The 14,680-nt window shown below is 44.2% G+C and carries 14 protein-coding genes; 6 read left to right on the top strand and 8 right to left on the bottom strand.

What is annotated here, in order from left to right; translation table 11 throughout:
• Window positions 1–112: 112 nt before the first annotated feature.
• Window positions 113–1,387 (bottom strand): NAD-dependent dihydropyrimidine dehydrogenase subunit PreA, encoded by a 1,275-nt coding sequence (gene preA / locus K5L93_RS19795; RefSeq protein WP_220721374.1) that lies wholly within the window; start codon window positions 1,385–1,387, stop codon window positions 113–115.
• A gap of 2 nt (window positions 1,388–1,389) precedes the next feature.
• On the bottom strand, window positions 1,390–2,742 hold the full coding sequence (locus K5L93_RS19790) for an NAD(P)-dependent oxidoreductase (protein ID WP_220721373.1): 1,353 nt from the start codon (window positions 2,740–2,742) through the stop codon (window positions 1,390–1,392).
• 299 nt (window positions 2,743–3,041) lie between these two features.
• Here K5L93_RS19790 and K5L93_RS19785 point away from each other — a divergent pair, with 299 nt between their 5' ends.
• Entirely contained in the window at window positions 3,042–3,692 is a 651-nt protein-coding gene (locus K5L93_RS19785; protein ID WP_220721372.1) for a TetR/AcrR family transcriptional regulator, read from the top strand.
• Window positions 3,693–3,729: 37 nt separating this feature from the next.
• Here the strand turns inward: K5L93_RS19785 and K5L93_RS19780 are convergent, their stop codons facing one another.
• The gene (locus K5L93_RS19780; protein WP_220721371.1) at window positions 3,730–4,998 is read right to left on the bottom strand and encodes a Zn-dependent hydrolase; all 1,269 of its coding nucleotides are present in this window, start codon (window positions 4,996–4,998) and stop codon (window positions 3,730–3,732) included.
• A gap of 456 nt (window positions 4,999–5,454) precedes the next feature.
• On the opposite strand from K5L93_RS19780, the gene hydA reads away from it, so the two are divergent.
• Genes hydA through K5L93_RS19755 form a run of 5 tightly spaced genes read left to right on the top strand, consistent with a single transcriptional unit; the run spans window position 5,455 to window position 10,667 of the window.
• On the top strand, window positions 5,455–6,894 hold the full coding sequence (hydA, locus tag K5L93_RS19775; RefSeq protein WP_220721370.1) for a dihydropyrimidinase: 1,440 nt from the start codon (window positions 5,455–5,457) through the stop codon (window positions 6,892–6,894).
• Window positions 6,895–6,927: 33 nt separating this feature from the next.
• The gene (locus tag K5L93_RS19770) at window positions 6,928–7,761 is read left to right on the top strand and encodes an ABC transporter ATP-binding protein (RefSeq protein WP_220721369.1); all 834 of its coding nucleotides are present in this window, start codon (window positions 6,928–6,930) and stop codon (window positions 7,759–7,761) included.
• A gap of 20 nt (window positions 7,762–7,781) precedes the next feature.
• Window positions 7,782–8,669, top strand: coding sequence for an ABC transporter permease (locus K5L93_RS19765; RefSeq protein WP_246615101.1), 888 nt, complete (start codon window positions 7,782–7,784; stop codon window positions 8,667–8,669).
• Complete coding sequence (locus K5L93_RS19760) at window positions 8,662–9,618, top strand: ABC transporter permease (protein WP_220721368.1); 957 nt, start codon at window positions 8,662–8,664, stop codon at window positions 9,616–9,618. Before K5L93_RS19765 ends, K5L93_RS19760 begins: the two co-directional genes overlap by 8 nt.
• Window positions 9,619–9,662: 44 nt before the next feature.
• Complete coding sequence (locus tag K5L93_RS19755; RefSeq protein WP_220721367.1) at window positions 9,663–10,667, top strand: ABC transporter substrate-binding protein; 1,005 nt, start codon at window positions 9,663–9,665, stop codon at window positions 10,665–10,667.
• A 101-nt stretch (window positions 10,668–10,768) separates the two neighbouring features.
• Here K5L93_RS19755 and modC read toward each other — a convergent pair whose 3' ends face one another.
• From modC to K5L93_RS19730, 5 genes are all read right to left on the bottom strand, one after another.
• The gene (modC, locus tag K5L93_RS19750; RefSeq protein ID WP_220721366.1) at window positions 10,769–11,476 is read right to left on the bottom strand and encodes a molybdenum ABC transporter ATP-binding protein; all 708 of its coding nucleotides are present in this window, start codon (window positions 11,474–11,476) and stop codon (window positions 10,769–10,771) included.
• Window positions 11,467–12,147, bottom strand: coding sequence for a molybdate ABC transporter permease subunit (gene modB, locus K5L93_RS19745; protein WP_220721365.1), 681 nt, complete (start codon window positions 12,145–12,147; stop codon window positions 11,467–11,469). Before modB ends, modC begins: the two co-directional genes overlap by 10 nt.
• A 22-nt stretch (window positions 12,148–12,169) precedes the next feature.
• On the bottom strand, window positions 12,170–12,937 hold the full coding sequence (gene modA, locus K5L93_RS19740) for a molybdate ABC transporter substrate-binding protein (protein WP_220721364.1): 768 nt from the start codon (window positions 12,935–12,937) through the stop codon (window positions 12,170–12,172).
• A gap of 16 nt (window positions 12,938–12,953) precedes the next feature.
• Window positions 12,954–13,790 carry a TOBE domain-containing protein gene (locus tag K5L93_RS19735; protein ID WP_220721363.1) on the bottom strand — a complete coding sequence of 279 codons (837 nt, stop codon included), beginning with the start codon at window positions 13,788–13,790 and terminating at the stop codon, window positions 12,954–12,956.
• Between the two features lie 258 nt (window positions 13,791–14,048).
• Complete coding sequence (locus K5L93_RS19730; protein WP_220721362.1) at window positions 14,049–14,675, bottom strand: nitrogen fixation protein NifQ; 627 nt, start codon at window positions 14,673–14,675, stop codon at window positions 14,049–14,051.
• Between the last annotated feature and the right edge of the window lie 5 nt (window positions 14,676–14,680).

The raw sequence follows: 14,680 nt of genomic DNA, 5'->3' as shown, positions 1-14,680 counted from the left end.
CCAATATTTTTAAAAACGCGTAAGCCACCGGTTTATTACTGTACCTTGTGATCACTGTAATCTCTCCTTGTTGTTAGCTTGCCCCGCATAGCAGAGCAAGCCTAATTGCTTTTTAAGAAGCATCTTTGTAAGGATTACGTGGGTCTTGAGTCCAGTTCATATAAGGTTTATCGGCATCTTTTTGCTCCATCTTAATGCAGCTATCCACCGGACAGGTGATCTGACAAAGATTACAACCCACACATTTGTCTTCAATCACTTCAAAGGCCACACTGCCGTCTTCGCGAACTTTACGGTCAATGGCTTGGTGAGAGGTATCTTCACAAGCAATGTAACAACGCCCGCAGCCAATACACTTATCATTGTCGATGTCGGCCACCACTTTGTAGTTCATGTTTAAATACTTCCAGTCGGTGGTATTTGGCACAGCCAAACCTTGGAAGTCAGAAATTTTTTTATAGCCCTTACTGTCCATCCAGTTAGACAAGCCTTGTTGCATCTCGGTGACGATCCTAAAACCATAAATCATTGCTGCAGTACACACTTGTACACTGCCTGAACCCAGGGAAATAAACTCCGCTGCGTCACGCCAATTGCCGATGCCGCCTATGCCAGAAATGGGTAATCCTGCAGTTTCGGGATCACGGGCAATTTCAGCCACCATATTCAGGGCAATAGGTTTTACCGCTGGTCCACAGTATCCGCCGTGGGTACTTTTACCATCTACCATTGGGCGAGCAGACATTTGGTCTAAATCAATCCCAGTAATTGAGTTAATGGTATTAATCGCCGAAACGGCATCGGCGCCGCCCCGCTTAGCAGCGCGAGCTGAGAAACGAATGTCAGTAATATTAGGCGTAAGTTTTACAATCACTGGCAGTTTGCTGTAGGTTTTGCACCATCGAGTGACCATTTCTACATATTCAGGCACCTGCCCTACAGCCGCCCCCATACCACGCTCAGGCATCCCATGAGGACAACCAAAGTTTAGCTCTAAACCGTCGGCGCCTGTTTGTTCAACTAACTTAACTATCTTCTTCCACGATTCCTCTTCGCAAGGCACCATCAGCGACACTACTAATGCGCGATCGGGCCAAGCTTTTTTAACTGCTTCAATTTCTTTTAAATTAACTTCTAGGCTTCGGTCGGTAATCAGTTCAATATTGTTAAAGCCAGATACTTCTCCATTATTGTCGTAAATCGCTGAATAGCGTGAAGATACGTTTACCGCTGCAGGATCTTCGCCAAGGGTTTTCCATACCACGCCGCCCCAACCCGCCTCAAAAGCGCGCTCAACATTGTAAGCTTTGTCGGTAGGTGGCGCAGACGCTAACCAAAATGGGTTGGGTGACTTAATTCCTGCAAATTCGATAGATAAATCGGCCATAATTAAGCCTCCTGACTAAGTTGATGATGAATGGCTAAGGCTGCGAGTTTGCCTTGCTGAACAGCTTCCACTGTAAGATCTTGTCCTTCACTGGTGCAGTCTCCTCCTGCATAAACGCCATCTATGCTAGTCACTTGCTGACCAAAAGTAGCAATTTTGCCGTTACTGATGGTAGGAATTATTTGCTCCGCTTGGGGATAAGCAAACTTCTGCCCTACCGCTTTGAATACCGCTGAACAATTAATCTCAAAGCTTTCTTCGCTGTCTTTTAACTGACCATTGTCACTGTAGGTTTTGCGAAAAGTTAAACTTCTTAGTGAGCCGTCATCATCTAAATTTATCTGCTCAGGACGCGCCCAAGTTTTAATTCTTACTTCATGGTCTTTGGCAATTTGTTGCTCGTGAACGGTGGCACTCATGTGCTCTGTTCCACGACGATAAACTAGCGTCACCTCTTCGGTACCTAAGCGTTTGAGCTGACAGGCCATATCGATAGCCGTATTTCCTGCACCAATCACTACTGCGCTATCTTTAGGCACATCAAGCTCACTAATATCTGTGGCTTGGCGCAACTCTTTAATGTAATCCACTGCGTTTAATATGTGTGGATGGCTTTCGTTAACTAACTTTAAGCAAGGTACGTCCTGCAAGCCTATGGCTAAAAATACCGCATCAAATTGGTCTTTTAGCTGTTGCAAACTAACGTCTTTGCCTAAAGCCTTATTGGTATGCAAAGTAATACCACCAATGCCCAAAATAAATTCCACTTCTTTTTGCGCAAAGTTATCGGTTAGTTTGTATTTGGCGATACCATATTCGTTTAGGCCACCGGGCTTATCCGCTGCCTCAAATATTTCCACCTCGTTCCCCAGAAGCGCTAAGCGATGCGCACAACTTAAACCAGCAGGGCCAGCCCCTACCACGGCAATAGTTTTGCCGGTAGCGGCAGCACGCTTAAAGGGGTGACCTACAAACTGGGCGTTATCGGTGGCATGGCGTTGTAATAAGCCAATTTTTACTGGTGCTTTTTCTTGTTCTTTATTACGCACACAAGCCTGCTCACACAAAATTTCTGTTGGGCAAACCCTTGCACAACTGCCTCCCATTATGTTTTCTGAATAAATCGTTTTAGCGGCACCGGTTAAATCATCAGCATGAATACTGGCAATAAAACTTGGAATATTGATTTTTGAAGGGCAAGCGGTAACACAAGGCGCATCGTAGCAATAATAACAGCGCGAACTTTCTATACCAGCTTGGCGGGCACTAAGTGCAGGATTAATATCCTTGAACATTTGATCAAGGGCTAACTGTTGTTGTGAATAGCCTTGCGGCATCTCCATACTCATCACCATGGGATCTCCCTATTTTTATAATACCGAGACTACAATCTCTGATTGTTTAAAAATAAAGCAAAGCTCATACCACGATCTGACCGCTCGGTCAGAAGGTTAACTTTAAACTATTGATTCAATCTTAACCTTATGAAAAACATGTATAATTTTAGATAAATAAAAAACAAAAAAATTATTTCTATTACACATCGTTCAAATAGACGGTATGCTTTGAGAGTGACATCAAGCGCACCTTGCCCAGTTTTAAAGCGCTTGGCCACATGTTTGTGCAACGATCAAGGAGCGAGAAGAACTTAACCATGAACAAAGCAACTGTAAGTAGCGTTAAACGTCGCAAATTGGCCGACATTCGTAAGGATAATCTGGGGCAAATTCTAGCGGCGGCTGAACAGTTATTTGGGGAAAATGGCTATTCGGGTACAACCATTGCGGCCATTGCTAGCAAGGTTAATCTACCAAAGGCCAATGTGTTGTATTACTTTAAAACTAAAGAAGCCTTATATAAAGGAGTATTAAGCCGCTTATTAGTCTTGTGGATGAGCCACATGGATGAGATGACAGCCGAACAGCATCCAAACGTAGCTTTGCGTAATTACATACTGCAAAAGATTAAAATGTCTAAAGAGCATCCAAATGCCTCGCGGATTTTCGCCGCAGAAATCCTCCATGGCGCGCCCTACCTTAAAGAACAGCTAGCAACCGATCTCAAACAACAATTTGATAAAACCTGTCAGGTATTTCGCGAGTGGATAGCTAAGCAATGGATGGAACCTATCAATCCAGAACATCTACTCTTTATGCTATGGTCTTCCACTCAGGCTTACGCCGACCATGCGCTGCAGTGCAGTATGATGTTAGAAAAATCCAGCTTAGATGATAGCGACTATGAAGCAGGCGCAGAACTGCTAACCCGAATGGTAATAAGAGGTTGCGGAATAAAATTATTCTAAAGCGACAACCTTAATTATCGCTTTAGTCGTTTCTAGGTTATTTGGTGGCGGTCAATTCTGCCGTTTCTACTTGATTTACCTGCTCTGCCATGGTGACTATCGCATTTAATAGTACTGAACAACCAGCCTCGCACTCTTGTTGGGTGGTGCTTTCTATTTCATTATGACTAATACCATTTAAACAAGGGGTAAAAATCATACTAGTGGGCGCAATGTCAGAAATATAGCAAGCATCATGCCCTGCGCCTGCGATAATATCCATGTTGCTATAACCCAAATCAATTGCTGCTTTACGCACAGCGTTAACGCAAGTTTCGTCAAAATAAATAGGCTCATAATACCAAAATGGGTCTAGCTCTATGGTAACCCCTGTAGCTGCCTCTATGTCGTTAATCGCTACACTTAAGGCTTTATCCATTGAAGTTAATTGAGCATCTTGCGGATGACGCAAATCAATGCTCATCTCTATTTTACCTGGAATGGTGTTGCGTGAATTAGGCACCACCTGCATAAAGCCTACGGTGCCACAACCGGGCGCATGCGCTTTGGCAATCTCTTCGATTTTTTGAATTAATTGAGTACTGGCCAATAGCGCGTCACAGCGTAGATGCATTGGGGTGGTACCTGCGTGTGACTCACGCCCAATAAGGGTGGCGTTATACCAACGCTGCCCCTGACCGCCGGTTACTACACCAATTTGCTTATTCTCGGCCTCTAAATATGGGCCCTGCTCAATGTGAGTTTCAAAAAAAGCATGAAACCTACGTCCAGTCACAGGCCGTTCCCCGGCAAAGCCAATTCGTTGTAACTCATCACCCAAGCGTAAACCATCGACATCAGTAGTATCTAAAATCTCTTGCAGGCCAAAACGGCCTGATACCACACCCGACCCCATCATGGCAGGAGCAAAACGCGAGCCTTCTTCGTTGGTCCACACCGAAATCTCGATTGGATGTTTGGTTTTAATGTTCTGATCATTTAATGAACGCACTACTTCAAGGCCAGCTAATACACCAAATACTCCGTCGAACTTGCCGCCGGTAGGTTGTGTATCTAAGTGACTACCAGTGCCAACCGGCGCAAGGCTCATATCTTCGCCAGGACGAGTACACATGATGTTACCAATGGCATCGACCTCAACGCTACAGCCTGCATCTTCGGCCCACTTGATATACAGTTCGCGGCCTTGCTTGTCTAAATCGGTCAACGCTAAACGTTTACAGCCACCTTTATCTGTTGCACCTATCTTTGCCATTTCCATTAGGCTATTCCATAAACGATTACTGTTTATCTGCAAAGTACCCATTCTATTCTCCTATCACCCAATATCGGCTTTTGCTTGCCCATAAAATAAGACAGCCGCCTAGTGCTTCCCACCATGCAAAGTCCTGACCACGCGGACAACCATGCGCAAAGCTAAATATAACCACATGAATATAAAAGAAATATTTTTAACGCAAGCCAATCGGTGATTGGCTTTATTTGCATTCATTACGCTACTGGCTAATTTTTGTGCACTAATCTAGTGATTTCCCGCCCTTATTTGGCGCGTTAACTAAACCCCTCCATGCCTTGTTAAACACCAAGTTAACACCAACAGCCCCCGACTTTATGGGCTTTAAATGAAAAATCGACCTATAGCTGTCCAGTTGGTCAATCTATTGCATTAGCATAAACAACAGCTTTTAAACGCAACTGATTTGGCAAGCCTGAGCATGAATCAGTGAAACTCTGACACATCAAATAATGGAGTGAATTAGCGATGAGTGTATTGATTAAGGGTGGCAAGGTAGTCAACGCAGACCAAAGTATCTACGCCGACGTATATTGTGAAAACGGTAAGATTATCGCCATCGGCCAAAATTTACCCGTTCCCGGTGATGCGGAACAGATCGATGCTAGCGGTAAGCTAGTCATGCCTGGTGGGATTGATCCACATACTCACATGCAATTGCCATTTATGGGCACTGTGGCCAGTGAAGATTTCTTTAGCGGTACAGCAGCAGGCTTAGCTGGTGGCACAACCATGATTATCGATTTTGTTATTCCTAGTCCTCAACAACCCTTAATGGAAGCCTTTCACACTTGGAAAGATTGGGCTTCTCGCTCGGTAGCCGACTATTCCTTCCACGTTGCCGTTACTTGGTGGGACGACAGCGTTTACCAAGACATGGAAACCTTAGTAAAAGAAGAAGGGGTTAACAGCTTTAAGCATTTTATGGCCTATAAAAACGCCATCATGGCTGAAGATGAAACCTTAGTGAACAGCTTTAACCGTTGTTTAGAGTTAGGTGCCATGCCTACAGTTCATGCCGAAAACGGTGAACTGGTTGATCATTTACAAAAAAAACTACTGGCTGCTGGCTTAACTGGTCCCGAAGCCCATCCTTTGTCACGCCCTAGTGAAGTAGAAGGTGAAGCGGCCAACCGCGCAATTCGGATTGCTCAATCACTTGGGGTGCCTCTTTATTTGGTACATGTCTCCTGTAAAGAAGCAGTAGATGAAATTGCTCGCGCTCGGCACGAAGGACAGCGGGTTTACGGCGAGGTTTTGGCTGGCCACCTAGAGTTAGACGAAAGCGTTTACCGGCAAAGCGATTGGACAGCGGCTGCAGCTCACGTTATGAGCCCGCCATTCCGTCCTAAAGGCCATCAAGACGTGCTTTGGAAAGCCTTGCAAGGCGGTACTCTGCAAACTACAGCTACCGACCACTGCTGTTTCTGTGCTGATCAAAAAGCCATGGGTAAAGATGATTTTAGCAAAATCCCCAATGGCACCGCTGGTGTAGAAGACCGAATGATGGTCATGTGGGATTCGGGGGTAAACAAAGGCCGCTTAAGCGAACAAGAGTTTGTGGCCGTTACCTCCACCAATAGTGCCAAAATTTTCAACCTTTACCCCCAAAAAGGCTGCATTGCAGAGGGGGCCGATGCCGATATTGTTATTTGGGATCCACAAAAAACGCATACCTTATCTGCCGAGACTCACCATCAAAACATCGACTTCAACATCTTTGAGGGTCGCACTGTAACCGGAGCACCTTACATTACGATTAGCCAAGGAAAAGTGGTGTTTAAAGACGGCGAACTGTTTGTTACCGAAGGCGCTGGCCGTTATATCAAGCGCCCTGCTTTCCCTTCAATTTTTGAGGCGGTAAAAAAATATAACGCGGTTAACGCCCCCATAGCAGTTAATCGATAGGGTCTGCTAAATCGTCACGGAGAGACACCATTTATGTTAGCTGTAAAACAAACAATAGACAGCGAAGAAACCGCTGCACAAAGCCAAACCGGGCGTTCGATGATCGCAGTAAATGACTTATCTTTAGTGTTTGAAACCAACGATGGTCCTGTAAACGCTCTTTCAAACATCAATCTACAAGTTAATGAAGGCGATTTCGTTTCCTTTATTGGACCATCAGGCTGCGGTAAAACTACGCTACTTCGGGTAATCGCCGATTTGGAACAGGCTACTGCAGGCGAGATTAAAGTAGACGGAACTAGCCCTAAAGATGCCCGCTTAAACCGACTATATGGCTACGTGTTTCAAGCACCGGGTCTATTGCCTTGGCGTACTATTTCACAAAACTGTGCCCTACCCATGGAAATATCAGGTCAAACTGGTGAGCACCAACAAAAGCAGATAGACAAATATCTCAAAATGGTAGGGCTACAAGACTTCCACAAAAAGTTTCCGTGGCAACTATCGGGTGGCATGCAGCAACGTGCGTCAATTGCTCGCGCCTTGTGTATTAATCCTGAATTATTGCTTATGGATGAACCTTTTGGTGCATTAGATGAAATAACCCGAGACCACATGAACATGGAGCTGCTAAGAATTTGGCAAGAAACTAAGAAGACCGTTGTCTTTGTGACCCACTCTATCGCCGAAGCGGTATTGTTATCCACCCACATCGTCGTGATGTCGCCGCGTCCGGGGCGTATTGTTAAGGTAATCGAAAGCCCTTTACCGCGCTTAAAAAGCTTAGCGCTGCGCGATCAAAAAGCGTTTCATGAGCTAGCCGCTGAAATTCGTAACGCTCTAGCCAATGATCATGCCATTGATTAAGCACCTAGGAGGCCTGCAACGTGAAAAAATACTTAACAGACAGCCAGTGGTTTTCGTTAATGATCTTAGTTGTCGCCATTATCGGTATTTGGTATTTGGCGGCCTTGATCATGAACGGCAATCAGCTTATTAATACGCTTGAGCGCAAAAAACAGGATTGGACCTATAGCCAAGTTTTGCAGCAAGCTTATCAGGTAAAACGTCCAATGCTACCAGCGCCACATCAAGTCGCCATGGAGTTGAAAAAATCAGTATTTGAACGCTCGATTAGCTCAAAACGCTCATTAGTTTTTCACAGCTTTATCACACTCAACTCTACCCTACTAGGTTTCTTATTGGGTTCAATTTTAGGCATTGTTATCGCCATAGGCATTGTGCACAGCAAAACACTTGATGCCAGCTTAATGCCCTGGGTTATTGCTTCACAAACTATCCCTATTTTAGCTATCGCGCCAATTATTGTGGTGGTATTGGGCGCCTTAAATATTACCGGTGTTGTTCCTAAAGCGATCATTTCAATGTATTTGTCATTCTTCCCCGTCACCATTGGTATGGTAAAAGGGTTACGCGCCTCAGATACCCTGCACCAAGAGCTTATGTACACCTATAACGCCAGCGCTTTACAAACCTTTTGGAAGCTACGTTGGTATTCAGCTCAACCCTATTTGTTTGCCAGTTTGAAAGTAGCGATTGCCGCTGCCTTAGTGGGCGCAATTGTTGCCGAGTTGCCAACAGGTGCACAAGGCGGACTGGGGGCTCGTTTACTCAGTGGTTCCTATTACGGGCAAACCGAGCAAATATGGGCCGCGCTAATTATGGCCGCTTTGCTCGGTTCCTTGCTAGTTTGGTTAGTTGGTGTTGCTGAACGAGCCTTACTTAAACGCCGTGGAGGGCTAGCCAATGCCTAAATCGTTAATCAATTTATTACTGCTGGCTGTGTTAGCGTGCCAATTAGTATTATTGACTAAAGCCGAAAGCGGTTTTTACAACCAACATCCGGCTTGGTTATTATTGTTAATTGCCTGTTCTGCTGCTGCCAGCTGTTTACTCACTCGGCTAACACTATTGTGCCAACATCTCCCCAGCAAGCAAGCCGTTATCAAGCCGTTAATTCCCGGTCTGTTTGCCTTTATGTTATTGCTGTTTTGGCAGAGTATTGTTGTGGGTTATGCTATTTCACCGGTGTTACTACCTGCACCTAGCGCCATTTTTAACGCCTTAATCAACAACCTACCAATACTTTGGGCAGACTTTAAACAAACCTATTTAAAGGCTGTATTGGCTGGTTATTTCATCGGCTGCTTATCAGGCTTTGTGGTTGCCCAGTGGGCAGTTAAAAGCGCTTTTTTACGCAGAGGATTAGTGCCTCTGGGGAACTTTATGTCGGCCATTCCAATTGTGGGAATTGCGCCAATAATGGTCATGTGGTTCGGCTTCGACTGGCAGTCAAAGGCGGCCGTAATTGTAGTAATGACCTTCTTCCCCATGTTCATCAATAGCCTAACAGGATTACAATCTTGCGATGCTATTCATAAAGACTTAATGCACACCTATGCGGCAAGCAAAACGCAAACCTTCGTCAAGAGCCAATTACCACAAGCCTTACCGTTTATTTTTAATGCGCTAAAACTCAACGCTACTTTGGCGTTGATTGGCGCAATTGTGGCAGAGTTCTTTGGCACTCCCATTGTGGGAATGGGTTTTCGTATTTCTACTGAAGTGGGAAGAATGAATATGGATATGGTTTGGGCCACCATTGTGGTCGCGGCTATTGCTGGTTCATTAAGTTATGGGGCTTTGGCCCTGCTCGAGAAATCCTTGCTATTTTGGCACCCCTCATTCCGAGGAAACAAGTAACACTAAAACAAGCTCTAACCTTCGTCATATAAAGGGACTTAACTATGAAAAAAACGATACTTTCTTTAGCATCAGGCGCAGCACTATTAGCCGCTAGTTTTAGTAGCAGCGCTGCAGAAAAACTAACACTACAATTAAAGTGGGTAACGCAGGCACAGTTTGCCGGTTATTACGTGGCCTTAGATAAAGGTTACTATAAAGACCTTGGCATCGATCTCACCATTAAACCCGGCGGGCCAGATATTGCCCCCGCTCAGGTATTAGCCGGCGGCGGTGCCGATATTGTTGTAGACTGGCTACCTTCCGCCTTGGCTACACGTGAAAAAGGACTGCCACTAGTGAATATTGGTCAAATTTACGGTAAATCTGGCATGATGCTTACCTGTCTTAAAGACAGCGGCATTGCCACTCCAGCCGATTTCGCGGGTAAAACCCTAGGAGTATGGTTCTTCGGTAACGAATATCCCTTCCTAAGTTGGATGTCTAAATTAGGTTACTCTACAACAGGCGGGACCGACGGGGTAACCGTGCTTAAGCAAGGTTTCAATGTAGACCCTATCTTCCAAGGACAAGCCGATTGTGTATCGACGATGACCTACAACGAGTACGGTCAAGTACTCGATGGCGGTTTAACGCCAGAAGAGTTAGTGCTGTTTAAATACGAAGAAGAAGGCGTTGCCACGTTAGAAGATGGCTTATACGTATTAGAAGACAATTTAAAGGATCCAAAAAAATTAGACGCTTATGCAAAATTCTTAAAAGCTACCATAAAAGGCTGGGAGTGGGCAGCAGCTAACCCTGAAGATGCGGGCCTTATCGTATTAGAATATGACGACACTGGCGCGCAAACCGAAGCCCACCAGATTCGCATGGCTAAGGAAGTGGCTAAACTACTGAGCAATAGCGACAAAGGTGTTGGTTATTTAGAGCCAGCTGCTTTTGAACGCACGGTTAGTATACTGCTTGATAGCGATTCAACGCCAGTGATAACAAAACAACCTGAAGGCGCATATACCCACATTGTATTTGATGCCGCCGCCAAACTATAAACCAGCATTACCCCGATAAAGGCTTATTGTTAAATAAGCCTTTTGTTTAAGCGAGACACATTCCCGCATTTAAGCCACTAACGAAAAATACCGTTTCTGAACTAGCTAACTTTAAGCCGTGGAACTAACTTTACATGTTGCTTATTTTTAGCCTTAGTGAAATATTGCTCCACAACCTCACCAGCCGACAATATCACCATGTAATCTGCTAAACGCTCCACTTCTTCTGTATCGTGGCTAACATACACAACCGGAATAGATAGCTGTTGGTGCAGTCTTTCCAAGTAGGGAATTATTTCATGTTTTAGCGTGGCGTCTAAGGCCGAAAGAGGTTCGTCCATTAACAATAACTTAGGTGAACTTAGCAAGGCCCGTGCAATTGCAACGCGCTGACGCTCCCCCCCCGATAAGCAACTGGGCCTGCGTGTTAATAAGTGCGAAATACTCAGTAATTCACAGGTATCGCTAATACTTACTTTTCGTTTATTGGGACAGGTTAAGCGGTGACCAAACAACAAGTTTTGTTCTACATTTAGATGCGGAAATAAGCTGGCTTCTTGGAATACATAGCCAATTTCTCGTTGATGAGTAGCAAGATAGATCCCTTGCTTATCATCTTGCCAAACCTCACCATTAACTGAAAAATAGCCACCACTAAAACGATCTAAACCAGCCATTGCGCGTAAACACGAGGTTTTACCAGAACCCGAAGGGCCAAACAAAGCAGATACACCGGTTTGGGGCAAAGTAAGCTCAATGTTCAAGGTAAAGTCATCACGCTGGCTGTGCAATTGAAATTCTAAGCACATAGTTTAAGCCTCTGTTTCGTAAAATCGTTCAAGCTGTAGATAATTAGCAAAGCAACAAACGAAAACAGCAACATTCCGCCAGCTAACCAATGCGCTTGACCATATTCTAATGCCTCAACATGGTTATAAATTTCTATCGACATCACTCGGGTTTCACCGGGAATATTGCCGCCAATCATTAGCACAACACCAAACTCACCAATGGTGTGGCAAAAACCTAAAATGGCAGCGGCAAAAAATCCCGGTCTAGCGAGGGGAAACGCGACCTTCCAAAATACTTGCCAAGAGTTAGCGCGTAATGTCATAGCCACCTCTAAAGGTCGTTTACCGATCGCTTCAAAGGCGTTTTGCATCGGCTGCACTACAAACGGCAAGGTATGCACAACACAAGCAATCACAATGCCGGTAAAAGTGAATGGCAATCTCCCTATTCCTAGTTGCTCAGATAAGCTACCTAAGGGGCCGTTTGGCCCAAGCAGCAGTAGCAGGTAAAAACCCAACACGGTTGGCGGTAACACCAAGGGCAAGGCAAACATCGCCCCTATTAGTGACTTTAAAGGTGATTGAGTTTGTGACATCCACCATGCCAATGGGGTGGCAATAATCAGTAACACCAAGGTAACAACACAGGCCAACTTAAGCGTTAGATAAACCACAGTTATATCGGGCATTTAGCTCTCCTTTGCCATTTGGCTACTTAACGTCGTATCCAAAATCTCTAATTAGCTGCTTAGATTGTTCTGTTTGCAAATAAGCTAAAAATTGTTTTGCGGCCGCATTGTTACTGCCTTGCTTAAGTAACACTGCGTCTTGTTTAATTGGTGAGTACAGTTCATTTGGCACTAACCATAGCGAGCCGCCATTTAACTGCTTATCAACGAGTACTTGGGATAAAGCAACAAAACCCAGATCAACAGCGCCAGAACTAATTTGTTGGTAGGTTTGTCCAACAGATTGCCCCTCTACAAATTTGGGCTCAAGTTTGTTGTAAACACCAAGATTTTTCATTGCGCTAACCGCCGCAGCCCCATAGGGAGCCGTTTTAGGGTTACAAATAGCGATATGCTTTAATTCTTCTTTTAGTATTTCACCTTTGCCGTCCACTAACTCTGGGTTGTTCGACCAAAGCACCAAAGAGCCAAGGGCATAGGTAAACTGGATACTTGGCACTGCTAATCCCTCTTCCACTAATAATCTAGGTCGTTGTTGGTCAGCGGCTAAAAACACCTCAAAAGGCGCACCATTTTTAATCTGTGCGTATAACTTACCCGTTGAACCAGCAGACACTTGAACGTGATGCCCGGTTTCTTTTTGGTAGTGATCGACCAAGGTCAAAACAGGTTTATAAAAATTTGCAGCAACAGCTGCTTTAATCTCTGTAGCTTGAAGGCTTGTTACCTTTAATGTAGCTACAACCAGTAAAACCCAACTAACACATAACTTGCTTAATAGTTTTTTCATTACTACTTCCTAGAGTTTAATAACTACAAATAATGACTGCAGATGCACTAAAAGAAACGGCTACTTGGCACTGCTCTGTTATGCCCAGTTGTTCCTCAAGTACGCTAGGAACAATAGCGGATAAGTTTTTTTGTTCGGCTAGCTGGACACTAATGTCCAAGTTGTCTGGCCCTTTGTTGATGCGGCTAACCCTCCCTATAAATTTGTTAGTATCACTTTTAGCGTTATCTGCACCTTTGCGTATGCTTACTTGTGAGGCTTTTATCAAGCACAATACTTCGCTGCCTAGTGTAAGATTTAGCTCTTCTACAGATTCCATAGACAGTAAGGCCTTAACGGTAAGGTGGCGGCTTATTGCTACGTTAACCAAACAGTTAACTGCTTTTTTTTCAATTAACACAACTTGCCCAAGTAATTGATTTCTTGCACTGCATCGTAAACTCATGCGGCGCATAAGCTGTCTAAACTCAACTATGTTTAGTTGCTCATCGCAGGGATCACTAATTCGAGATTTTAATTGCTCGAAGGCTTGTTGGTACTCAAGTTCTAAGGCTCGGTATAAACTCAACAGGCCGATTCCGTAATCAGTCAACTGCGTTCCACCACCATATTTACCGCCACTTTTTTTAATGACCAATGGCTGTTCAGATAAGTTATTAATTGCATCAAGTGCATCCCAAGCCGCTTTATAAGACATAGGAATTGATTTAGCCGCTGCACTTAAAGAACCGTATTCTGTAATGGCCTCTAAAAGCTTTATTCGTTTATCACTAAGAAAGGGACCTAGCTCACTACAAAGCTTTATTTTTCCAATCAGAGGTTGCTTGGTATTGTTAAGTTCTCTTAAGGTCATATTTCCACCTATATAACGTTTGAAAGCGCTCTGTTAAATTGACCAAATGCGGACTAAACGCACCGTTAGTTACCTTATTGCAAGCACGACACCAACTAAGAAGATCGACTAAAACACCAGTTAACATGAGGGTTGAGCCCCAAAAGCAGGAAATTTGAAGCTGTAGCTAAACTAACAATCTGCGCTGTATTGTTAGCTATATAACGAAGGTCTAAAACAAGAAAAAAGGGCTAACTTAATTAGCCCTTTGAAACAGTTTTAATCAACAAAGCATTCGGAATAGGATGAACATTCCTGACAACTAGGTGCTCTACAAACATAGTCCCCACCTTGTTGGCAGAGCTGCCGGTAAAAGAACCGTTTCCAACGCATGTTATTGGTATTTTGCTGATGTAATAACGGAAAGTTGTACTTAAGTAATTCGCCAAGTTCACTACGGTTGTGCAGTCCTAAGCTATGCCAAAGATGCGATTTAGATAAACAGGCAGTGGCCACAATAATTGCCATTTGAAAGGCAAAAGGCACTTTGTCGTTGCAATGAGCAAATAGCAGCGCACTTAGCTCGTTGCGCTCTTGCATGCGTAGTTCAAATACTTCTTCTAGTACTTGAGCGCGTTTACGCAATCCCGCTTTAAAGGGCTGTTTCCACAAAATCTCTTGTTTACTAATATCGTCACTAGCAATTGCCCGTTTTAAGTCCATATAACTGGCATTATCTAAGCCAAGACCATAAGGCAGTTCGGCTTGGCCATTTAATTGGCTATGAATGATCATCTTAAACCAGTTTCTATTATGTATAGACATTGGCGGGCAAACCCGAGATAAAGCTTGTTGCCACTGTGTACCTATAAAACTAGTGGTTTCTTGAAGAGTTTGTATTTCCATAAACG

Origin of the sequence: Agarivorans litoreus (assembly GCF_019649015.1) — a bacterium.
In the GTDB taxonomy this organism is placed as follows: Bacteria; Pseudomonadota; Gammaproteobacteria; order Enterobacterales; family Celerinatantimonadaceae; genus Agarivorans; species Agarivorans litoreus.
This window is presented reverse-complemented; position numbering and strand designations above follow the sequence as displayed.

Bases quoted from the DNA above. Each gene is read 5' to 3' on its own strand.
- modA (WP_220721364.1), bottom strand. From the start codon at position 12,937: ATGAAAAAACTATTAAGCAAGTTATGTGTTAGTTGGGTTTTACTGGTT.
- K5L93_RS19780 (WP_220721371.1), bottom strand. From the start codon at position 4,998: ATGGGTACTTTGCAGATAAACAGTAATCGTTTATGGAATAGCCTAATG.
- preA (WP_220721374.1), bottom strand. From the start codon at position 1,387: ATGGCCGATTTATCTATCGAATTTGCAGGAATTAAGTCACCCAACCCA.
- K5L93_RS19785 (WP_220721372.1), top strand. From the start codon at position 3,042: ATGAACAAAGCAACTGTAAGTAGCGTTAAACGTCGCAAATTGGCCGAC.
- K5L93_RS19770 (WP_220721369.1), top strand. From the start codon at position 6,928: ATGTTAGCTGTAAAACAAACAATAGACAGCGAAGAAACCGCTGCACAA.
- K5L93_RS19755 (WP_220721367.1), top strand. From the start codon at position 9,663: ATGAAAAAAACGATACTTTCTTTAGCATCAGGCGCAGCACTATTAGCC.
- modC (WP_220721366.1), bottom strand. From the start codon at position 11,476: ATGTGCTTAGAATTTCAATTGCACAGCCAGCGTGATGACTTTACCTTG.
- K5L93_RS19760 (WP_220721368.1), top strand. From the start codon at position 8,662: ATGCCTAAATCGTTAATCAATTTATTACTGCTGGCTGTGTTAGCGTGC.
- hydA (WP_220721370.1), top strand. From the start codon at position 5,455: ATGAGTGTATTGATTAAGGGTGGCAAGGTAGTCAACGCAGACCAAAGT.
- K5L93_RS19735 (WP_220721363.1), bottom strand. From the start codon at position 13,790: ATGACCTTAAGAGAACTTAACAATACCAAGCAACCTCTGATTGGAAAA.
- K5L93_RS19730 (WP_220721362.1), bottom strand. From the start codon at position 14,675: ATGGAAATACAAACTCTTCAAGAAACCACTAGTTTTATAGGTACACAG.
- K5L93_RS19790 (WP_220721373.1), bottom strand. From the start codon at position 2,742: ATGGTGATGAGTATGGAGATGCCGCAAGGCTATTCACAACAACAGTTA.
- modB (WP_220721365.1), bottom strand. From the start codon at position 12,147: ATGCCCGATATAACTGTGGTTTATCTAACGCTTAAGTTGGCCTGTGTT.